Source organism: Stenotrophomonas sp. RIT309 (assembly GCF_000632045.1).
GTDB classification, from domain to species: Bacteria; Pseudomonadota; Gammaproteobacteria; order Xanthomonadales; family Xanthomonadaceae; genus Stenotrophomonas; species Stenotrophomonas indicatrix.
The window spans coordinates 53,320-74,330 of sequence record NZ_JFYS01000015.1; the positions used below are offsets into that span (position 1 = coordinate 53,320).

The following is a 21,011-nucleotide window of genomic DNA, read 5'->3' on the forward strand; positions in this document are numbered from 1 at the left end:
GAAGGCGGGGTGGGTCCGGTTGCGGGGGTGTCCGCGGCATGGATGCCGCGGCCAAGCCCCCAGGGATGGGTTTACGGCGTCCCCCGCAACCGGACCCACCCCGCCATCCCACGGTATGCCCGCTGTTGCTGTTGCTGTTGCTGTTGCTGTTGCTGTTGCCATTGCCGTCGATTCGGCGGGTGCAGGGCGCAGCCCTGCCGAACCCCCAACCTGAACAGCCTGTTTTGCGTCAGGTCTCATCCTTCCGTTAGACTATGCGGGTCTGCAGCGGCCGTCCGTTTCCCTCCGGGATCGCCGGCGACCGGGGTTCGCCCCATCGCCCGCCCCCACTCCGACGCCGTTCGTCACGCATTCCAGCCTGCGCTTCGCGTTGGCTGCACCCAATTCTCGCAGCGCGGTTCACGGGAACGCTCCGAGTCAGCCGATCAGTTTGATCTGCCCCCGTCTGTCCGTTCGGACAGGCGTTAACTGTACTTGGAGCAATCTCGATGTCTTTTGAATCCCTGGGCCTTGCGCCCTTCCTGCTGCGTGCGCTCGCCGAGCAGGGCTACGAAACCCCGACCCCGATCCAGCAGCAGGCGATCCCGCTGGTGCTGGCCGGTCGCGACCTGCTGGCCGGCGCACAGACCGGCACCGGCAAGACCGCCGCGTTCGGCCTGCCGCTGCTGCAGCACCTGGGCACCGCTTCGCAGGAAGTGCGCACCGGCCCGCGCAAGCCGCGCGCGCTGATCCTGGCACCGACCCGCGAACTGGCCACCCAGGTGCATGACAGCCTGCGCGGTTACAGCAAGTACCTGCGCATCCCCAGCGCCTGCATCTACGGCGGTGTCGGCATGGGCAACCAGCTGGACATCCTGCGTCGCGGCGTGGATCTGCTGGTTGCGTGCCCGGGCCGCCTGATCGACCACCTGGAGCGTCGCAGCATCGACCTGTCCGGCATTGAACTGCTGGTGCTGGACGAAGCCGACCGCATGCTGGACATGGGCTTCCTGCCCTCGATCAAGCGCATCCTGGCCAAGCTGCCCAAGCAGAACCGCCAGACCCTGCTGTTCTCGGCCACCTTCGAGGACAACATCCGCCAGTTGGCGCTGGAATTCATGCGCAACCCGGAACAGATCCAGGTCACGCCGAAGAACACCGTCGCCGAGACCATCACCCACAAGGTGCATCCGGTCGATGGCAGCCGCAAGCGCGACCTGCTGCTGCACCTGCTGGCGCAGGACAGCCGCGAGCAGACCCTGGTGTTTGCCCGCACCAAGCACGGCAGCGACAAGCTGGCCGCGTTCCTGGAAAAGTCCGGCATCAAGACCGCGGCGATCCACGGCAACAAGAGCCAGGGCCAGCGCCTGCGTGCGCTCGGCGACTTCAAGGCTGGCCGTGTCACCGTGCTGGTGGCCACCGACATCGCCGCGCGCGGCATCGACATCAACGAGCTGCCGAAGGTGATCAACTTCGATCTGCCGATGGTGGCCGAAGACTACGTGCACCGCATTGGCCGTACCGGCCGCAACGGTGCGACCGGTGAAGCGATTTCGCTGGTGGCGCAGGATGAAGTGAAGCTGCTGCGCGCGATCGTGCGCCTGCTCGGCCGTGACATGGACATCCGCGATGTGCCGGGCTTCGAGCTGCAGACGCCGATCCGCTGGGGCAACAGTGCTCCGGGCAAGGCCGAGGCCGATACCGGCGAGCGCGTGCCGCGCAAGACCCACGCGCGCCGTCCGCACGGCGATGCGCCGCGTCATGCCCATGCAGGCCCGAAGAAGGCCGGCGGTGGCCGCCGCGAGGGCGCCGGCAACGGCCAGCAGCGCGCAGGCGCAGGTGCCGGTCAGGGCCAGCGTCGCGGTGGCGGCAACAACAGCGGTGGCGGCCGTGGCCGCGGCCAGGGTAGCGGCGGCGGTCGCGCCAGCTGATCCCAGCTGACAGGGATGGCGTCTCCCGCTGCGCGGGGGCTGCTTATCGGGGGACGACGCTTACGCGTCGTCCCTTTTTTGTTGCTGGCTGCCGGGTGGTTTGAAAGCGGGCGGTGGGTTGCGTCGAGGGCGGATGGGCGTAGGGGCAGCGCAAAACACGCCGTAAACCCATCCATGGGGGCTCGATCGGCGCATCCATGCACCTCACGGTTTTGCGCTGCCCCTACGCCCATCCGCTTCAATCATCACCAGCGCCTTCTTGTCCCGCCGGGCAGCCAGGAGAAGAAGGATCAAATTCAAAGACAAAAGCAAAAGCCGGAATTCCAGCTTTTGCTTTTGCTTTCGCCCTTGCTCCCGCCTTGGGTTTGATGCGTCCGCGCCCGCAGGAAACTGTCGAGGGGAGGCCGGGCGGGGTGCGCAGGACCGTTGGCGCCATGGATGGCGCCATCGAGCCCCCAAGGACGGGTTTACGGCGTGTCCTGCGCAGCCCGCCCGGCCTCCCCACACACGTATCAATCAAGGCGCCAAACGCCTCAACCCCGCGCTTTCGCCGGGTTCACCAGATTCCCGAAGAAGATCGCGTTGATCAGCATCCGATCAGTGCCATGCCAGTACTTGCGATGCGCCGGATCATCAGCAAACAGGATCACGTTGCCCTGCCCCTGCGCTGACACCAGCAGCCATGCGCTGCCGGCCACGCGACTGCGGTTGCGCTCGGACAGATAACCGTTCACCCGCGGTGTGTCGTCGATCCGCACCACCGTGGAAAACCCGTTCGTGCTCGGCTGCAGGATGACCGTGTTCTCCTTGTTGATCGCCAGTTGCCGGCGCGGCACGCCGAACGCCAAAGGATGACTGGGGTCGACGTCGGCGCTGAGGATGTTGCCGCTGACACGCTCGATCGCGGCGATATCGCGCTGGTCACCGAAGGCGCGGCGCGCGTTGTCTGTTGCTTCCTCGTCCTTGCCCAGCTTCTCGCCGTCGGCAAGTTTCTGTTCGATCGCCCACTTCGACGCGCTGCCATAGGTGACCAGTGACCCGCCGGCCTGGATCCAGCGCTTCAATGCCGCTACCGCGGTCGCGTCGATGCCGGCATAGGTGCCGCCGGACAGCACGATCGTGGTGTAGCGGTCCAGCGACACCTTGCCCAGCTGCTGCGGGTCCAGCTTGCTGGCCGGCAGGCGCAGCTGCTGGTCGAGCAGGAACCAGGCCGAACCGATTTCGGTGGCTGCCACGCCCTCGCCCATCACCAGCGCGACGGCGGGCTTGCGCAGTGCCTTGACGCCGTCACTGCCAAGGTCGATGCCGTCGCGGCTGCGACCGCTGGCCAGCGCATGCACCTGCACACCGGCGGCCCGCGCGGCGGCGGCGACCGCCTCCTGCAACGCCACACCCTGCAGCGGCTGCCCGGCCACCGGTACCACGATGCTGCCCCCGGCAAAGGCCACCTCACCTTGTGCGGTGGCCGCGGTGAACGGCTGGAAGGTGGCACGCGTGGACAAGCCCTTGGCCTGCAGGCCGGCCAGTGCGCGGCCCGCGTTGTAGTCGCGCCAGTCGATCACGTAGGCGAAGCCCGCTTCACCGCCGGTCAGCCCGCCCTGCACTGTGGGAACCTCGACCACGCGGGCGCCGCCATCGATGCGGCTGCGGCTGCCAGCAAAGGCCGCGCCGTAGGCCGGGGCGATCGCGTAACTGGTGCTGCCGTAGAACACGTCGCCCCTGATCGGCGGGGTCTCCGCGAAGATCGAATGGACCAGGCGGAACTGCGCCTGCTGCACCGGCACCACGTAGGCGCTGCCCGCTTCGAAACGCTGGCCATCTACGCTGACAGCGCGGTCCAGTGCATGCACTTCAATCCTGTGCAGCAACAGCAGTTCCAGCAGGCGTCGGGTCAATGCCGGATCATGCGCGTCGCCGAACACGAAGCTCTTCACCGGCTGTTGTGCGGCCTGCTTCAGCGCGCTCTGGAAGAAACTCTTCTGCAGCTCGAACAGGGCGCTGCGCTCGGTCACCGCACCGCGCACCGTGCCCAATCCGGTGGCAACCTGGTTGCGGATGGTGAACGGGAACGTCAGCAGGCCATTCACCGATTCCTGCACGCGACCGCGCGAGCTGGCCTGCTCCACGGTGACGCCGACCGCGCCGTGGAAATCCGGATAGGTCGAGCCGTACACGGGCGAGAAATTGTCGAAGTTCTCACCGGTGTAGTACAGCGAACCCAGCGCATCGAGCGCCTGGGCGTGGTACTTGGCCAGGGTCTTGTTGAACTCGTACGACGCTGCCGGGATCAACGGACTATGCATGCTCTTCGGCGATGGCTCGAAGTAGTACGTGCTGTCCTTGCCCATTTCGTGGAAGTCGATCTGCACGTTCGGGTACCACTGGTGGAACTGCGCCACCTTCGGCCGCGAATCCTGCTGCGTCAGTGCCAGCCAATCGCGGTTGAGATCGGTGAAGTAGTGGTTGGTACGGCCCTGCGGGAACGGCTCGACGTGTTCCTTGTCGGCCGGATCGGCCGAGGCCGGGTCGGACGCCCAGGCGTTGTGCCAGTTGGCGGCGCGATCGCGGCCGTCGGGATTCTGCGCCGGGTCGAACAGCACCACCGCCTGCTGCAGCCACTGCTGCGTTTCCGCGCTGCGGTTGGCCACCAGGTAATAGGCGGTCAGCATCGCCGCTTCGCCGCTGGAAGTCTCGTTGCCGTGCACGCTGTAGCCCAGCCACACCACCACCGGGCTGTCACCGGCAGCGCTGCGCGGCTGCGCCGGATCGGCCAGGGTCGCGTGCTGCTGGCGGATCTGTTCCAGCCGCGCGTGGTTGCCTGCAGCAGTGACCGTGGCGATCAACAGCGGTCGGCCCTCATAGCTGCGGCCGATCTCGCGCACGCTGATCTTGTCCGAGTGCTTGGCCAGCTCCTGGAAGTAAGCCACCAGCTGGTCATGGCGGGTGTAGCGGCTGCCGATCGGATAGCCGAGGAACTGCTCCGGCGTGGGAATGGCGGTATCGAATGCCGCGGCATCGGTGGTCTGCGGGAAGAAATAGGCGCTCTGCGCATGTACCGCAGGCGGCAACGATACGGCGGTGGCGACGGCGAGCAACAACGGGAAAACGGCACGGCGGTGGAAGGACACGGTGACTCCCCTGGAACATGGCAACACGGCCGGCCACACAGGGTGGCCGGCCGCGGCGGGTGGATCAGAAGCGGTAGTCGAAGCCCAGCGTGAAGTAGCGGCCACGCAGGTCGTACTGGCTGAAGTCGTACGGCGCGCGGATGCCCGGGAACGAGGCGTCGTACGGCGGCGTCTTGTCACCCAGGTTCTGCACCTTGGCGTACACGGTCAGGTTCTCGATGCCGGTGTAGCCCAGGTAGAGATCGAACTGGTTGTAGGCGTCGACGCGGCTCTGCACCGCAGCGGCCGCGGTGCTGGCCTTCTGGTCGTAGCCACTGGTGTAGTACCAGGTCACCGCGGCGGTGTAGTCGCTGTACTTCCAGTCCAGGGTGGTGGTGGCCTTGTTCTTCGGCAGGGTGGCGCCGAGATTGCTGCCGGCATAGTCCACCAGCGGGCCACCGACCACGGTCGGGCGCCGGTAGTCGCGCACGTGGGTGTAGGCCGAGGTCACGGTGAAGTCACCGAAGGCGGTGGTCGGGATGCGCTGGCGCAGCTCGACGTCGATGCCCGAGGTCTTCAGCTCGCTCAGGTTCTGGTAGCGGTTGTAGACCGCCTGCAGCTTGCCGCGCTCATCGCGCTGCACGGCACCGGCGACGTTGTCGTTGACCAGGGTCTGGGTGTTGTTGGTACCGACCAGGTTGTCCAGTTGGATACGGTAATAGTCGATGCTCAGGTTGGTGTTCGCCCATGGCGACAGCACCACGCCGAAGTTCACACTCTTGGTGCGCTCCGGCTTCAGGTCGCTGTTGCCGACGGTGAAGAAGGTCGGGTTCTGCCGCGAGCCCGGCACGTCCGGATCACGCGGATCGACCACGCTGCCGTAGGCGATGCTGGTGCTGTTGGAGTTCTCCGACAGCGACGGTGCACGGAAGCCCTTCGACGCCGAGGCACGCACCAGCAGGAAATCCAGCGGCTGCCAGCGCAGGCCGAGCTTGGGCGAGAACGCGTCGCCGAAATCATCGTAATGATCGGCGCGGGCGGCGGCGGACAGCTCCAGGGTCGAGGCCAGCGGCACGTTGACCTCGGCGTAGGCGGCGCTGACCTTGCGCTCGCCATGCACTTCGGCGATTGCCGGGCGCACCTGCAGGCCGGCATCGATCTGCCACGGGTTGTTCGAATCAAGCTTCTCGCGGCGCCATTCGGCACCGGCGGCAAACCCGATGTCGCCGGCCCAGGTGTGGCCGAGACTGCCGGAGATCTTCGCATCGATGCCCTGCAGCACCGACTCGGCCGGACGCAGGGTGGCGATGTTGATCGAATCGCGCACCGACTGCGGCGTCGCGGCAGGGTTCAGCAGGTTGTAGCTGCCGGTGGCCAGTGCATTGGCCAGTGCCCAGCGGTTGGCGAAGCCGCCGGAGACGGTTTCGCGCTCGCTGCTGCGCGCGCCGAACGCGGCCACTTCCCAGTCCCACTTCTCGGTCTTGCCACGCAGCCCGAACACACCGCGATAGGCGGTGGACCGGTTGGTCTTGATGGTGCCGCCGAGGTCGAAGAAGGTGTATTCGATCGGGATCGCGCGGCCGTACGGGTTGTACGGGTTGCTGGCCGGCAGGTTGGACGACACCGGCTCGGCCAGGCCGGTCTGCGCGTTCAGTGCGAAGCGACCGCTTTCCAGGGTGAAGAACGGGCTGCTGCCGAACCAGGCAGCACTCTTGATCTGGCTGTACAGCACTTCGCCGAACGCTTCGACGTTGTCGCCCAGGCGGAACGTGCCGTTGGCGTAGGCCTGGTAGCGCTTGGTGGAGGGAATCAGGGTGGTGTACGGGGCCTGGTTGAAGCCGCAGGTATCACCGGCCAGGCCGTCGATCGGCGCGCTGGCCACGCGGGTGGTGCCGGTGGGGCAGTTGCCGTTGGCATCGAGCATCGGCACGGAGGTGCCATTGACCAGATAGCGTGCACCCTTGGCCGACCAGCCGTTCCAGCGGCCGCCGGGCTGGTCGCTGTAGATGCCGCTCTTGGTCAGGTTGCGCTCATCCTGGTCCAGTCGCTCGCGGTTGTAGCCCTGCAGGCTGAAAAGGATGTTGTAGCCGTCCTTGTCGATGTCGCCCAGGCCACCGACGAACTTCAGGTTCTGCTCGTGCAGGCCGCCCTGGTCGGCGCCGCCGAAGCTGCCGCCGACCAGGGCGCCTTCGAAGTTCTGCCGGGTGATGATGTTGACCACGCCGGCCACCGCATCGCTGCCGTACACCGCCGACGCACCGTCCTTGAGCACTTCGATGCGTTCGACCGCCACCAGCGGCAGCGCATTGAGATCGACGAAAGTGTCCGACAGGCCGCCGGCCGGGAAGCCGTAGTTGGCCAGGCGGCGGCCGTTGAGCAGCACCAGCGTGTTCTTCTGCGAAAGACCGCGCAGGCCGATGCCGGCCGAGCCCGAGGCCCAACCGTTGTTGGTGGTCTCGTTGCTGGCGTTGCCGGTGTTGGCCGAGATCGAACGCAGCACATCGGCCACGGTGGCCTTGCCGGTCTGTTCCAGCTGCTGGCGGCCGATCACCTGCACCGGGTTGGAGGCTTCGGTATCGGCGCGTTTGATGTTGGAACCGGTGACGCGCACGGCAGCCAGGGTGCTGGCTTCGCCGCTGGCGTCGGCGGGGGTTTCGGCGGCGGCAGACAAAGGCGCGGCCAGAGCGACGGCCAGGGCCGCCACGAGCAGGGTGTGCTGGGGCATGACGATGTGGGGGAGGTAGTGGAAGGACGAGGTAAGTTCCGCAGTAATCCATGCCTGGCCGGGGTGCGGCCAATAACATCTCTTCATACGGATATAAGAGAAACTATCATCTCTTCATCCGGATGGAAATAATTTCTTCACGGGAAGGCAACGCAAAGCCGGGCTGATCGGCCGCCCGCGGCGTACAATCGCGCCATGGAAATCTTCAAAGTCTTCATGCTCGAGGCGGCGCACCGCCTCCCCAACGTGCCGCCGGGGCACAAGTGCGCGCGCCTGCACGGCCACTCCTTCCGGGTGGAACTGAAAGTCGAGGGCGAGCCGGGCGCGCAGACCGGCTGGATCATGGATTTCGGTGACGTGAAGGCGGCTTTCCAGCCGATCTACGACCGCCTGGACCACCATTACCTCAATGACATCCCCGGCCTGGAGAACCCGACCAGCGAAAACCTGGCCGTGTGGATCTGGAACGAGCTCAAGCCCACCCTGCCGGCATTGAGCGAGATCACCGTGCACGAAACGTGCACCTCGGGCTGCCGTTACCGCGGCCCCGCCGCCTGATCAACCCATTGATCTGAAAGGCCTCAAGGCGCCAGAGATGGCGCCTTCGTGATTTTTGTTGCATTGCCGCATGATCGGCGTATGCTGCATTGCATCAATACAAATGCACGGCGGATGCGACTGGCAGGCAACAGCCACCGGCGCGACGCCCACGCTCATTGCATGGGTCCCTCCCCCCATGCAATCCGGACCCGGCAGATCCCTCCCTCTGCCGGGTCTTTTTTTGCCTGGCGTCTGGATTCCAGAGCGCTCCTTCGTCTGGAAGCTCTGCGAACTGATGGGCCCCGCCGGGGCAGGTAGGGGTCTGGCCAAATGTCCCCCGGCGCCGGCCGTTGGCCGTCACCTCCTCCTTTACTTTGCCCAAACCCCTACCCGCCCCAACGAGGCTCGGCTTGCGGCACCCAGATGCAGCGCTCAGGACGGCCTTTCAGTGAGACACCGAAGATCTCCCCACGCAGGGCGGAGGCCCTTGCGTGCGAAGTAAAGGGGGAGGTGACGGCCAAGGGCCGGCACCGGAGGACATTCGCACGCAAGGGCCTCCGCCCTGCGCCGCGCAGATGTGCCGCGCAGAATGGATCGGCCACGCAAGGAGCGCTCAACGCCCGCGATTGCCGTGCCAGTGCTGGTACCACGCCTGGAACATCAACACGTTCCACAGGTGCGTATGCCATTTGCGCTCGCCGCGCAGGAACGCCTCCCAGATCGCGCGCACGCGTACTGCATCGAAGCACCCCTGGTTGCACAGCAGCTGCGGGTCGAGCAACGCTTCCGCCCAGTCGCGCAGCGGGCCGGCCAGCCAGCGTGCCATCGGTGGGCCGAAACCGCGCTTGGGGCGATAGACCAGCGGCGCGGGCAGGTAGCGCGCCAGCAGATGCTTGAGGATCCGCTTGTGCTCGCCGTCGTGGTACTTCAAGTGCTGCGGCAGGCGCCAGGCCAGGCGTATGACCTCCATGTCCAGCAACGGCGAGCGTGTCTCCACGCCGGCCGCCATGCCGGCACGGTCGACCTTGGCAAGGATCCCCTCGGCCAGGTCCATGCGGAAATCCAGCAGCTGGATGCGCGCTTCCGCCGGCAGTGCGGTGTCCTGCTGGTGGAAGATCGTCGCCGGCTCGCGCGCCCCCAGTACCACCTGGGTCGGCTGCCGCCAGCGGGTGACGCGCTGCAGGTAATGCCCCTCCACGTCGTTGGCGGCCACCTCGGCCACCAGTGCCCGCCAACCGCCCAGCCGACCACGCTCGACGTTCAAGCGGCTGCTGCCACGCCGTGCAAGATCACGTACCCATTCCGGCAGGCCACCGCACAGGCGCGCATTGCGCAGCGCGCGGCCATAGCTGGGGTGGCCGAAGAACAGCTCATCGCCGCCGTCGCCGGTCAGCGCCACCGGCTTGCGCGCGCCGAGCAGCTCGCTGGCCAGCAGGGTGGGCAGCTGCGAGGCATCGGCGAACGGTTCGCACCAGACCTGCGGCAAGCGTTGCAGCAGTTCCAGGCCCTGCCGGCTGTCCATCCTGTGCAGGTGGTGATGCACGCCCAGGTGCCGGGCCACCTGCGAGGCCCAGTCGCTCTCGTCGTGACCGGGGTCGTCGAAACCCACCGTCCATGCTTCCACCGGCAACGCCGACTGCGCCTGCATCATCGCCACCACCAGCGACGAATCGGTGCCACCGGACAGGAATGCACCGCAGGCCACGGGTGAATGCACGCGCGTGGCGATCGCCTGCTGCAGCACCACCTCCAACTGGTCGGTGGCCTGCTCCAGGCTGGGCGCCGGCTGCAACGGCTGCTGCAGCGCGGATTGCATCGCATCGCGCGCGCACCAGTAGCGATGGCCGCCCTGCGCGGCCTGCGTTGATCCGCCGGCGGCATGATCGTTGAGGTCCACGCGCAGCATCGCCCCGGCCACCAGCTTGTGGATGCCGCGATAGATGGTGTGCGGCGCCGGCACATAGTCATGGCGCAGCAGCAGGCTCAATGCATCCTGGTCGATGCTGGGAGCGAATCCGGCAAAGGCCTGCAGCGCCTTCAACTCCGAAGCGAACAGGAACTGGCCCTGGTACCAGCCGTAATACAACGGCCGTTCGCCGACCGGGTCGCGCGCCAGCCAGAGCTCATGTGCGTGGCGGTCCCAGACGCTGAACGCAAATGCCCCTTCGATGCGCGACAGCGCACGCTGCACGCCCCACTCGACGACGGCCTGCAGCAACAGGCGTGCATCGGTGCAGTTGCGTGGCAGGTCGCGCAGCTGCGACTGCAGGGCCGAGCGGTTGTAGATGCGGCCATCCAGGCACAGCACGTAGCGCCCGCAGCTGGAGCTGAGCGGCTGCAACGGCATGTCGGTCGGCGCACGGCAATGACCGAGGGCCAGCCCTGCGTCGGCATCGGTCCAGTACCCGATGCGACCGCGGCCGCGCTGCTGCAGCGCCCGCAGCATCGGCGCCAGCTGCTGCAGCAGCTGCTCATCGTCGGCAGGCGGCAGCCAGGCCCCGACCACGCCGCTCATCGCTGGCCTCCATGGCAGCGGCATTCAAGGAAAAGCGCGGGGCAGGAGGCGGACGGCATGAGGGCGGCACGCGGATGGGGAGAGCTGCCATGCTCGGCCCCGCCGAGCGCCACGTCAGTCGTAGCGCTGTCAGCGACCGTCACCGCAGGCGCGGCTTGCGTAACGTTTTGTAACAACACGATTGCTACCGTGCGGCCAATTCGTTGCCCGGCCTGAGGCCCGGCCCGCGCGCCATCAACCCCGGCTGAATGGCGCCCGCTCCCTGGACCCGAGCGGCCCGGCAGCTGGGATAGCATCGCCGCGCTCGTGCCACGGCGGTACGGAAGCACCCCGGAGGCCTTGTAGATGCTGGATATCGTACTGGTTGAAGACGACGCTCGGCTGGGCACGATGGTCAGCGACTACCTGAAGCGCCACGGTTACCAGGTCGCCCACGAACGCTGCGGCCAGCGCGCGATCGCCCGGATCCTCAGCGAGAAGCCGGCGCTGGTCCTGCTCGACATCGGTCTGCCGGGCCAGGATGGTTTCGAAGTGTGTCGGCAGATCCGGCCCCACTATGACGGGATCATCTGCGTGCTGAGCGCCCGCACGGACAACATCGACCAGGTGCTGGGGCTGGAGCTGGGCGCCGACGACTACATCGGCAAGCCGATCGAACCACGGGTGCTGCTGGCCCGGCTGCGCGCCCACCTGCGCCGCCACCGCCGGGTCGAGCCACGCGATGGCGCCCTGCGTTTCGGTGAACTGAGCATCGACCCGTCCACCCGCAACGTGCACCTGCAGGGCCGCCTGCTGGAGCTGACCACCGCCGAGTTCGACCTGCTGTTCCTGCTGGCCGGCAACGCGGGCCAGATCCTCGACCGCGATGCGCTGCTGCGTGGCCTGCGCGGCATCGCCTTCGATGGCCTGGATCGGTCGATCGACGCACGCATCTCGCGCCTGCGGCGCAAGCTCGGCGACAACCCGGAGCAGCCCGAGCGGATCAAGACCGTGCGCGGCCGTGGTTACCTGTTCAGCCGATCAGCATGGGGATGAAGCATCCGTCGTCGCCCATGCGTGGCCATGCCTTCCACTTCCTGCGCTACGGCATCGGTTTCCTCACCGCCCATCTGCTGCTGATCGTGCTCGGGCTGTGGGCCTGGGATGCGCTGCTGGAAGACCGCACCGAGGCCAGCCTGCAGGCGGAAATGCGCGGCCCGCACGCCATGCTGCAACATCGCTTCGCCGAAACGCCGCCGGCGCAGTGGCCAGCCCTGGCACAACAGTTGGACAGCGATTTCGCCTATCCGCTGCAGCTGATGCCGCTGACCGAAGCTGCCGCGATACTGCCGGCGAAACAGCGCAAGGGCTTGCTCAACGGACACGTGCAGATCGAGCTGGACAGCATGCGCAGCCTGCAGCGCGTCGGCAACAGCGGCAGTGCGCTGATCCTGGGGCCGCTGGACCAGGCCCTGCCCGAAGAAGGCTGGCAGGACAGCGAAGCCTCCGGCGTGGCCATCATCCTGCTGATCCTGATGGTGGCGGTGGCATTGCCGATGTACGTGATGGTCTACCGGTTATGGCGCGATGTCTCGCAGCTGGCGCAGACCGCGCGACGGATGCGCGATGGCCAGCTCGACAGCCGGGCGCCACGCGCCGGTACCGCGCTGGTGCGGCCATTGGCCAAGGCGTTCAACCACATGGCCGAACAGCTGCAGCTGCTGCTGGACAGCCAGCGCGTGCTGGCCCAGGCGGTGGCGCACGAAGTCCGCACACCGCTGGCACGCATGCGCTTCGGCCTGGCCGACCTGGAAGACACCGGACTGGACGACGCCCAGCGCGATGCGCTGTCCGGCCTGCGCATCGACATCGACCGGTTGCAGCACCTGACCGATGCGGGTGTCGAGTATGCCGCGCTCGGCCGCTGCCATCAGGTCACCCGCCAGCGCCTGCAACTGGCCGCGCTGGTACGCGGTGTGGTCGAGCAGTTCGCACCACTGACGATACCGGTGCAGCAGGACCTGTCACCGGCAGGGCTGGTCAACGTCAACCGGCACATGCTGGAACTGGCGCTGCGCAACCTGCTGGGCAACGCGCTGCGCTATGCGCGCCGGCAGATCCGCATCGTCAGCACGCTCAACGAGGGATGGCTGTGCCTGCAGGTGGAGGACGACGGCCCCGGTATCGCCGTCGAACTGCGCAGCCAGGTGCTGCAGCCCTACGTGCGGCTGGACCTGGCCAGCCCGGGTTTCGGGCTGGGCCTGGCGCTGGTGCAGGTGGTGGCGGACAAGCATCGCGGCCAGGTGGAAGTGGCCGATTCGGTGCTCGGCGGTGCCTGCATCCGGCTGCTGCTGCCGATGGAAAGCGGTGTCCCGCCACCGGCAGACAACGTCTAGTTCGCCTCGGCATCGGCACGCGGCAAGGCGAACACGAACAGCGCGCCCTGTTCGCTGTCGCGCAGTTCGATACGGCGGCCATGCAACTGCACGATGCGCTGCACGATCAGCAGGCCGAGCCCGCCGTTCTCGCCACGCCGCGCGCCCAGTGCCGCCGGCGCCTGGAACAGTTGCCCACGCAGTGCTGGCGCCACCCCAGGGCCATCGTCCTGTACCGCCACCTGCACACTGTCGGGCAGCGCCGACAGCTGCACCTGCACGCGGCCCCCGTCCGGCGCATGCCGCAGCGCGTTGTCGAGCAGATTGGTCAGCACGCGCTCCACAAGACCCAGGTCGGCGCGCACCAGCGGCAGGCCCGGCGGGAAATCAGCGTGCAGGCGCTGCCCACGTGCCTGCGCGGCCAGCTCGAACTTCTGCAGTACGTCCTGCAGCAGTTCCGGCAGCGCGAACACTTCCCACTCCAGCCGCACTTCACCGTGCTCCAGCCGCGCCAGTTCAAACAACGCCCGGGCCAGACGGCCGACCTTGGCGCTCTGCGCCAGCGCGATACCGAGATAGCGACGACGCTCCTGCGTCGACAGCGTGGCTTCTTTCAGCGCCAGCGTTTCCAGGTAACCGTGCAGCGAGGACAACGGCGTGCGCAGGTCGTGCGAGATGTTGGCCACCAGTTCGCGGCGCTGCAGGTCCTGCTGGCGAAGCTGCTGCCACTGCTCGCCCAGCCGCTGTGCCATCTGCGAATGGGCATGTTCGAGGATCTTCAGTTCATCGCGCTCGCCCGCGCGCAGCGGTACCGGCGCTGGCAGTGGTGTCGGAGCGTCGATGTCGAAGGCCTGTATGCGCCGGGTGACCTGGCGCAGGGGCCGGGTCACCCAGTAGAAGGCCACCAGGCCGGCAAGCAGGCCCAGCCCGCCGATCAACAGCACCGACCAGAGCGTGGTGTGCCATTGGCTGCCGGCGGCCAGATCGTCGGCCAGCATCTGCCGGTGTTCGCCCACCAGTACCACGTACACGTAACCCGCCTGCCGCCCCTGCACCACCAGCGGCGCGACACTGAACACCTTGCGACCATCCGTGCTGCGCGGATCGTCACCGAGGATCGGCAGCGGCGCACCGGACAGCAGGCGCCGCAGCGGTGCCACGTCCACCCGGCTGCGCACCAGGTGGCCGCTGGGCGCATCGTGGCCGAGGATGCGACCCTGCTCATCCAGCAGGTACACCTCGACACTGGGGTTGACCGCCATCAGCTGGCCGAACAATGCGCGCACCGCTGCATCGCGCATGCCGCTGGTGTCCATCAGTTCGCTGCGCTGGGCGATGTGCTCGGCCAACCCAAGCGACAGGCGCTGCACCACTTCCTGCTCATGCCGGGTATTGGTGCGCATCTGCCAGGCCAGCAGCGCCATGCAGCACGTCAGCATCAGCGCCGACATCACCAGCGCCAGCTTCTGCCACAGGTTCGGCTTGATCATGTGGCCGCCCCGGCCGGGTCGACCAGTTTGTAACCGCGCCCCCACACCGTCAGCAGGCGCCGCGGGTTGCCCGGGTCGGTCTCGATCTTGCTGCGCAGGCGGTTGATGTGGGTGTTGACCGTGTGCTCGTAACCGTCGTGCTGGTAGCCCCAGACCTGGTTGAGCAGTTCCATCCGCGCAAACACCTGGTCCGGGTGGCGGGCGAAGAACAGCAGCAGTTCGAACTCACGCGGGGTCAGTTCCAGTGCATTGCCATCGACGGCGGCAGTACGGGCGACCGGGTCCAGCCGCAGCCCCCCGAGTTCGATCGCCCCGGCATCGATGCGCGCGTTCTGTGCCATGGCTTCGGCGCGGCGCAGCAGCGCACGCACGCGCGCCACCAGTTCCGGCATCGAGAACGGCTTGGCCAGGTAGTCGTCCGCGCCCAGTTCCAGGCCGACGATGCGCTGGGTTTCGCTGCCACGTGCGCTGATGATGATGATCGGCACGTAGCGCGCCATCGCGCGTGCACGCTGGCAGACCTGCAGGCCGTCCACGCCCGGCAGCATCACGTCCAGTACCAGTGCATCCCACGGACCTTCCTGTTCGATCAGGCGCAGGCCGGCATCGCCGCTGGCGGCGTGTGCGACTTCATAGCCCTCATCCCCCAGGTGCATGCGCAGCAGGTCGGCGATGTGGGCATCGTCTTCAACGATCAGGACACGTTTGGCGGACATCGGCAGCTTCGGGCCAGTGGGGAGGCTGCCCGCATTGTGGCGCGGGAACGGCGTGGATACCTCACGAAAAATTGAATCCTGCGTGAGGATTCGTTGACCGGAGGGGGCGCAGCATGGCCCCGTCGCCCCTTCCCGGAGTCCACCATGTCCCTCACCCGCCGCCATCTGCTGGGCCTGGGCGGTGCTGTCACCGCCGCCGGCCTGCTGGGCCTGGGCGCGTGCAGCCGCGCGGCCCCGGCCGCTGCCGAGGCACGGCCTGCGCGACAGTTCGAGGTGGTCCGCAGCGATGCCGAGTGGCGCCGGCTGCTGAGCCCGGCGCAGTACGCCGTGCTGCGCCAGCAGGCCACCGAGCGCCCCTGGAGCAGCCCGCTGAACAAGGAACATCGGCAGGGCACGTTCGCCTGTGCCGGCTGTGCGTTGCCGCTGTTCTCTTCGTCCACCAAGTTCGAAAGCCACACCGGCTGGCCCAGCTTCTGGGCGCCGCTGCACAACGCCATCGGCGAGGACCGTGACACCACCTTCGGCATGTTGCGGGTGGAAGCACATTGCCGCCGCTGTGGCGGCCATCTCGGCCATGTGTTCAACGACGGCCCGCGGCCGACCGGACTGCGCTACTGCATGAACGGCGCCGCGATGGCGTTCATGCCCGGGACTGCGCAACAGGACGCCGCTGGCGGCTGGCGCGTGCCGGTCGGTTCTTCCCCTGCTTCTGGAGCCTGATGATGCTGCTGTTGCTGCTTGCCTATCTCGGCGGCGTGCTGACCCTGCTCAGCCCGTGCATCCTGCCGGTGCTGCCGTTCGTTTTCGCACGCGCTGATCGTCCTTTCCTGCGCAGCACCCTGCCGCTGCTCCTGGGCATGGCACTGACCTTCACCGTGGTCGCCAGTCTGGCGGCGGTCGGCAGCCAGTGGGTGGCGCAGGCCAACCAGGTCGGCCGCTGGGTGGCACTGGTACTGATGGCGGTGTTCGCCATCGCGCTGCTGTGGCCGACCCTGGCCGACCACCTGCTGGCGCCGTTCCAGCGCATCGGCGCGCGCCTGAGCGCACGTGCCGACGCCGCGGATGCGGCTGGCCGTGGCGGCGCCTGGACCTCGCTGCTGATCGGCATCGCCACTGGCCTGCTGTGGGCCCCCTGCGCCGGTCCGATTCTCGGCCTGGTGCTGACCGGTGCCGCCCTGAACGGCGCCAGTGTCGGCACCAGTTCGCTGTTGCTGGCCTACGCGCTGGGCGCCGTCACCGCACTGGCGCTGGCGGTGTGGGTGGGCGGCCGTGTGTTCCGCGCCCTGCAGGCCCGGCTAGGCCTGGGCAATGTGGTGCGCCGGGTGCTCGGCGTGGCCGCGCTGCTGGCGGTGGTGGCGATCGGCCTGGGCTGGGACACCGGCCTGCTGACCCGCCTGTCCGCGGTCAGTACCGCACGCATCGAACAGGGCCTGCTCGATGCCGTGCCCGGCACGCAGCCAGCAGCACCACCGATGATGATGATGGCAGCCGGCCAGGCAGGCGCGCCGCTGCCGGTGGAAGGAACGCTGCCCACGCTGGACGGCGCCACCGGGTGGCTCAACAGCCCGCCGCTGAGCCGCGAGCAGCTGCATGGCAAGGTCGTGCTGATCGACTTCTGGACCTATTCCTGCATCAACTGCCTGCGTGCGATGCCGTTCGTGCACGAATGGGCGCAGCGCTACCGCGACCATGGCCTGGTGGTGATCGGCGTGCACACCCCGGAATTCGCGTTCGAGCGCGACCCGCGCAACGTGATGAAGGCCGTGCAGCAGCTGAAGGTCGAGTACCCGGTCGCACTCGACAACCAGTATGCGATCTGGCGCGCGTTCAACAACCGCTACTGGCCGGCGCACTACTTCGTCGATGCGCAGGGCAACATCCGCGGGCATCAGTTCGGCGAGGGCAACTACGCGCACTCCGAACAGGTGATCCGCCGCCTGCTGGTGGAAGCCGGGCAGACCGAGCTGCCGCCGCCTGCTGATCCGGCCGCGGCTGACCTGCAGGGCGTGGCCACGCAGGCCGACATGGGCAACCTGCGCTCGCCGGAAACCTACCTGGGCCACGCACGAGCCGAGCAGTTCGCCTCGCCGGGCGGGCAGCGCGCCGACGCAGCATTCGGCTACACGCTGCCGTCCACCCTGGCGCTGAACCAATGGGGCCTGTCCGGACAGTGGCGGGTCAACGATGAGGCTGCACAACTGCAGCAGGCCGGCGGCCGCATCGCGTTCCAGTTCCACGCCCGCGACCTGCATCTGGTGCTGGCACCGGGCGAGGACGGCAAGCCGGTGCGCTTCCGCGTGCTGCTCGATGGCAAGCCACTGCCCGCGGCCGATGCCGGCGCCGACGTGGCCGCCGATGGCACCGGCACCGTCAACGAGCACCGCCTGTACCAGCTGATCCGCCAGCGCGGCACGATCGGTCCGCATCGTTTCGAGATCGAATTCCTCGACGCAGGCGTGCAGGCCTACGCCTTCACCTTCGGTTGAACCGGGAGCACACGATGAAACTCTCCTTCGAACAGGGCATTGCCGCCGGCGTCGCCGGCCTGGTCGCCACCGCGCTGGTCGCGGGTGTGCTGCTGGTGGACCACAGCGCGATCGCCGCCCCGGCCGAGCCCACCGCACAGCTGCAGGCACTGCCTGCGCCCAGCGGTGATGCGGCGTTCCGCGATGAAGCAAGCCACGCCAGCGTGGTCTTCGCCGGCGGTTGTTTCTGGGGCGTGCAGGGCGTGTTCCAGCACGTCAAAGGGGTGAGCAACGCGGTGTCCGGTTACATCGGAGGCAGTGCCGCCGACGCCCGCTATGAACGCGTCAGCGGTGGCCGCACCGGCCACGCCGAAGCGGTGAAGGTGGACTACGACCCGCGCCAGGTCAGCTATGGACAGTTGATGCAGGTGTTCTTCTCGGTGGTGCACGACCCGACCCAGCTCAACCGCCAGGGGCCCGATCATGGCAGCCAGTACCGCTCGGCGATCTTCGCCGAAGACGCGCGCCAGCAGGCAGCAAGCCGTGCGTACATCGGCCAGCTCGGCCAGGCGGGGAGCTACCGCGCGCCGATCGTGACCCAGGTGAGCAGCGGCCAGCGCTTCTACCCGGCCGAGAGTTACCACCAGAACTACATGAGCAACTACCCGCAGGCCGCGTACATCCGCTACTACGACGCGCCCAAGCTGACCGCGCTGGGCAAGCAGTTCCCGGCGTTGTACCGCCGCGATCCCGCGTTGGTGCCGATGCGCTGACACCCCATGGTGGGGCCGGCCGCTGGCCGCCACCACGGCATGAAAAAGACGCACGGCCACAGGGCCGTGCGCTTGGGAAGTATCGACCCGGCCCCGATCAGGCCCGGCCGACAACGACATGCTAGGCTCGTCAGCATCATGGGTACAGAACCAGATGCGGGCCGGGTCGATGGATACAGAAGACGCCACCACGATGATTCCTCCCCGCTACCAGCGGCTGTCGGACGAGCTGGCTGAAGCCATCCACGGCGGGCGCCTGCCGGTCGGCAGCCGGTTGCCATCGCTGCGGCAGATGGCATCGCAGCGCCAGCTCAGCCTGAACACGGTGATCGCGGCCTACCGTCAGCTGGAAGACGCCGGCCTGGTCATTCCGCGGCCCAAGGCCGGCTTCGAAGTCGCGCCGCGACTGTCGGTTCCGCAGCGCTCGCTGCGTGATGCGCCGTCCGCGCCCACCGCCCCGCTGCAGCAGGTGCTGATGGCGCGGGTGCTGGAAGCGCAGCGGCGCCCCGGCGTGATCGACCTCGCCTTTGCCGGCCCGCGTGGGCGCCAGTTCTACCCGGGTGCGCAGCTGGCCCGGCACACCGCGCAGGTACTTCGCCATGGCCAGCAGACCGTGGAGACCTACGCCCGTCCCAATGGTTCGCCACGCCTGCTGGCGCAGATCGTGCGGCGTGGCCCGCGGATGGGCCTGCATACCCACCCCGAACGCCTGCTGCTGACCCATGGTGCGATGGAAGCACTGCAACTGGCACTGCGCGCGGTCACCCAACCCGGCGATGCAGTCGGCATCGAAGCACCCTCGTACTTCAACCTGTATCCCCTGCTGACCACGCTGGGCCTGCAGCCGATCGAACTGCCCACTCATCCGCAGCGCGGCCTGGACGTGGATGCGCTGGAAGCGCTGCTGGAGCACACCCCTCTTGCGGCGCTGGTGGTGATGCCGACCGTGCACAACCCGCTGGGCTGCACGATGCCGATCGCCGACAAGCAGCGCCTGGCCGAACTGGTCAACGCACGCCAGCTGCCGCTGATCGAAGACGCGGTGTATGCCGAACTGCAGTTCAGCGAGCCGCCGGCGCCCTTGCTGAAGGCGTTCGACCGCGACGGTTGGGTGATGGTGGTCGGTGGATTCTCGAAGACGCTGGCACCGGACTACCGCATCGGCTGGCTCGATGGCGGCCGCTTCGCCGAACGCATCGCGCTGCTCAAATTCCAGTCCACCGGCGGCGAACCGCAGCTGCTCGGTGATGCGGTGGCGGCCTACCTGGAAGCAGGCAGCTACGAGCACCACCTGCATCGCATGCGCCGGTTGTACCGCGAACAGGTCGGTCGCCTGCGGCAGCTGGTGGCCGAACATTTCCCGGCCGGCACCTGCGCTACCGAGCCGCAGGGAGGATTCCTGCTGTGGCTGGAGCTGCCTGGCGTAGACACCCGGGAGCTGTTCGAGCGCGCATTGGCAGAGGACATCGTGTTCATGCCGGGCCAGGTGTATTCGCGTGGCGCGCGCTACCGGCATTGCCTGCGGTTGTCGTGCTGCCAGACCCTGGACGCGCGCTTCATCGCTGCGGTGGAACGCCTGGGTGCGATCGCACGGGAGCTGGTGGCGGCAACACGGTAGTGCCGGCCGCTGGCCGGCAACCTCGAGGTGGTGAAACGCGTGCAGTTGCCGGCCAGCGGCCGGCACTACCTGTGGTCGCTGTGCAGATACGCGCTCAACGCTTCTCCATCGGCGCCCGGCAGATGCGGCAGCCGGCCCCAGCAGGGCATCGGCAGACGCTGCTGCAAGGTCGCGAAATTCTCATCCTGGCGCTGCATCGACGGATCGATGTGGTTGCCGATCCAGCCCAGGCACTCCACGCCACTGGCCTGCAGCGCGTGTGCGGTCAACCGCGCATGGTTGACGCAGCCCAGACGCATGCCGACCACCAGCACCACCGGCAGCCGCAGCGCACGTACCAGGTCAAGCTGGTCCAGCTGCGCCGACAACGGCGCCAGCCAGCCGCCCACGCCTTCGACCACCACCACGTCGGCCTGTGCGCGCAGGCGTTCAAAGGCCGCCACGATCGGGGCCAGTTCGATGCGCACGCCATCTTCTGCGGCCGCCAGTTCGGGCGCCAACGGCTGGCGCAATGCGTAGGGGTTCAGATCGGCGTAGTCAGGCACCGGCAGGCTGGCGGCCTGCAATGCCAGCGCGTCGTCGTTGCGCAGCCCCTGCCCCGCGTCATGGCTGCCGCTGGCCACCGGCTTCATGCCCACCGCGCGCAGGCCGCGCCGGCGCAGCGCGTGCAGCAGCGCGGTACTGGCGGCGGTCTTGCCGATCTCGGTATCGGTGCCGGTGACGAACAGGGCCGTCGGCAACGTGGCAGGCAGGGACATCACAGGCTCCAGCGGGGCAACAGAGCCCCATTATCGCTGG

Annotated in this window: 14 protein-coding genes; 8 read left to right on the forward strand and 6 right to left on the reverse strand. The window is 67.7% G+C overall.

What is annotated here, in order from left to right; translation table 11 throughout:
• Positions 1–488 precede the first annotated feature (488 nt).
• On the forward strand, positions 489–1,910 hold the full coding sequence (locus BW38_RS10335) for a DEAD/DEAH box helicase (protein WP_032976382.1): 1,422 nt from the start codon (positions 489–491) through the stop codon (positions 1,908–1,910).
• A 533-nt stretch (positions 1,911–2,443) separates the two neighbouring features.
• Here BW38_RS10335 and BW38_RS10330 read toward each other — a convergent pair.
• Positions 2,444–5,038, reverse strand: a complete 2,595-nt coding sequence (locus BW38_RS10330) for a M14 family zinc carboxypeptidase (protein WP_032976383.1) — start codon at positions 5,036–5,038, stop codon at positions 2,444–2,446.
• Between the two features lie 64 nt (positions 5,039–5,102).
• Complete coding sequence (locus tag BW38_RS10325) at positions 5,103–7,742, reverse strand: TonB-dependent receptor (protein WP_032976385.1); 2,640 nt, start codon at positions 7,740–7,742, stop codon at positions 5,103–5,105.
• Positions 7,743–7,937: 195 nt separating this feature from the next.
• Between BW38_RS10325 and queD the strand changes: the two genes are divergently transcribed.
• On the forward strand, positions 7,938–8,300 hold the full coding sequence (queD, locus tag BW38_RS10320) for a 6-carboxytetrahydropterin synthase QueD (protein ID WP_025878441.1): 363 nt from the start codon (positions 7,938–7,940) through the stop codon (positions 8,298–8,300).
• A gap of 595 nt (positions 8,301–8,895) precedes the next feature.
• Here the strand turns inward: queD and asnB are convergent.
• On the reverse strand, positions 8,896–10,797 hold the full coding sequence (gene asnB / locus BW38_RS10315; protein ID WP_032976387.1) for an asparagine synthase (glutamine-hydrolyzing): 1,902 nt from the start codon (positions 10,795–10,797) through the stop codon (positions 8,896–8,898).
• 345 nt (positions 10,798–11,142) lie between these two features.
• On the opposite strand from asnB, the gene BW38_RS10310 reads away from it, so the two are divergent.
• On the forward strand, positions 11,143–11,832 hold the full coding sequence (locus tag BW38_RS10310; protein ID WP_025878439.1) for a winged helix-turn-helix domain-containing protein: 690 nt from the start codon (positions 11,143–11,145) through the stop codon (positions 11,830–11,832).
• Positions 11,823–13,172: an ATP-binding protein gene (locus BW38_RS10305; protein ID WP_152543306.1), complete on the forward strand. Its 1,350-nt coding sequence runs from the start codon at positions 11,823–11,825 to the stop codon at positions 13,170–13,172. Before BW38_RS10310 ends, BW38_RS10305 begins: the two co-directional genes overlap by 10 nt.
• On the opposite strand, the gene BW38_RS10300 is transcribed toward BW38_RS10305, so the two are convergent.
• Positions 13,169–14,641: a HAMP domain-containing sensor histidine kinase gene (locus BW38_RS10300; protein ID WP_032976389.1), complete on the reverse strand. Its 1,473-nt coding sequence runs from the start codon at positions 14,639–14,641 to the stop codon at positions 13,169–13,171. The two genes, BW38_RS10305 and BW38_RS10300, sit on opposite strands and share 4 nt — an antisense overlap.
• On the reverse strand, positions 14,638–15,357 hold the full coding sequence (locus BW38_RS10295) for a response regulator transcription factor (protein ID WP_032976390.1): 720 nt from the start codon (positions 15,355–15,357) through the stop codon (positions 14,638–14,640). The genes BW38_RS10300 and BW38_RS10295 overlap by 4 nt, the downstream gene beginning before the upstream one ends.
• Positions 15,358–15,501: 144 nt before the next feature.
• Here BW38_RS10295 and msrB point away from each other — a divergent pair, with 144 nt between their 5' ends.
• The 4 genes from msrB (at position 15,502) to BW38_RS10275 (ending at position 20,213) form a co-directional block, all read left to right on the forward strand.
• Entirely contained in the window at positions 15,502–16,077 is a 576-nt protein-coding gene (gene msrB, locus BW38_RS10290; protein WP_025878435.1) for a peptide-methionine (R)-S-oxide reductase MsrB, read from the forward strand.
• Positions 16,078–16,079: 2 nt separating this feature from the next.
• Positions 16,080–17,843, forward strand: a complete 1,764-nt coding sequence (locus tag BW38_RS10285; RefSeq protein WP_025878434.1) for a cytochrome c biogenesis protein DipZ — start codon at positions 16,080–16,082, stop codon at positions 17,841–17,843.
• Between the two features lie 14 nt (positions 17,844–17,857).
• A complete protein-coding gene (gene msrA / locus BW38_RS10280; protein ID WP_032976391.1) occupies positions 17,858–18,595 on the forward strand; it encodes a peptide-methionine (S)-S-oxide reductase MsrA in 738 nt (245 codons plus the stop codon).
• A gap of 169 nt (positions 18,596–18,764) precedes the next feature.
• A complete protein-coding gene (locus tag BW38_RS10275; RefSeq protein ID WP_025878432.1) occupies positions 18,765–20,213 on the forward strand; it encodes a PLP-dependent aminotransferase family protein in 1,449 nt (482 codons plus the stop codon).
• Positions 20,214–20,278: 65 nt separating this feature from the next.
• Here the strand turns inward: BW38_RS10275 and bioD are convergent, their stop codons facing one another.
• Positions 20,279–20,971, reverse strand: a complete 693-nt coding sequence (gene bioD, locus BW38_RS10270) for a dethiobiotin synthase (protein WP_032976392.1) — start codon at positions 20,969–20,971, stop codon at positions 20,279–20,281.
• Positions 20,972–21,011 lie beyond the last annotated feature (40 nt).

Excerpts from the sequence above, each read along its gene's own strand:
- BW38_RS10300 (WP_032976389.1), bottom strand. The coding sequence starts at position 14,641 with ATGATCAAGCCGAACCTGTGGCAGAAGCTGGCGCTGGTGATGTCGGCG.
- BW38_RS10310 (WP_025878439.1), top strand. The coding sequence starts at position 11,143 with ATGCTGGATATCGTACTGGTTGAAGACGACGCTCGGCTGGGCACGATG.
- BW38_RS10295 (WP_032976390.1), bottom strand. The coding sequence starts at position 15,357 with ATGTCCGCCAAACGTGTCCTGATCGTTGAAGACGATGCCCACATCGCC.
- asnB (WP_032976387.1), bottom strand. The coding sequence starts at position 10,797 with ATGAGCGGCGTGGTCGGGGCCTGGCTGCCGCCTGCCGACGATGAGCAG.
- queD (WP_025878441.1), top strand. The coding sequence starts at position 7,938 with ATGGAAATCTTCAAAGTCTTCATGCTCGAGGCGGCGCACCGCCTCCCC.
- bioD (WP_032976392.1), bottom strand. The coding sequence starts at position 20,971 with ATGTCCCTGCCTGCCACGTTGCCGACGGCCCTGTTCGTCACCGGCACC.
- msrA (WP_032976391.1), top strand. The coding sequence starts at position 17,858 with ATGAAACTCTCCTTCGAACAGGGCATTGCCGCCGGCGTCGCCGGCCTG.
- BW38_RS10305 (WP_152543306.1), top strand. The coding sequence starts at position 11,823 with ATGGGGATGAAGCATCCGTCGTCGCCCATGCGTGGCCATGCCTTCCAC.
- BW38_RS10335 (WP_032976382.1), top strand. The coding sequence starts at position 489 with ATGTCTTTTGAATCCCTGGGCCTTGCGCCCTTCCTGCTGCGTGCGCTC.
- BW38_RS10275 (WP_025878432.1), top strand. The coding sequence starts at position 18,765 with ATGGATACAGAAGACGCCACCACGATGATTCCTCCCCGCTACCAGCGG.
- BW38_RS10325 (WP_032976385.1), bottom strand. The coding sequence starts at position 7,742 with ATGCCCCAGCACACCCTGCTCGTGGCGGCCCTGGCCGTCGCTCTGGCC.
- BW38_RS10285 (WP_025878434.1), top strand. The coding sequence starts at position 16,080 with ATGCTGCTGTTGCTGCTTGCCTATCTCGGCGGCGTGCTGACCCTGCTC.
- msrB (WP_025878435.1), top strand. The coding sequence starts at position 15,502 with ATGTCCCTCACCCGCCGCCATCTGCTGGGCCTGGGCGGTGCTGTCACC.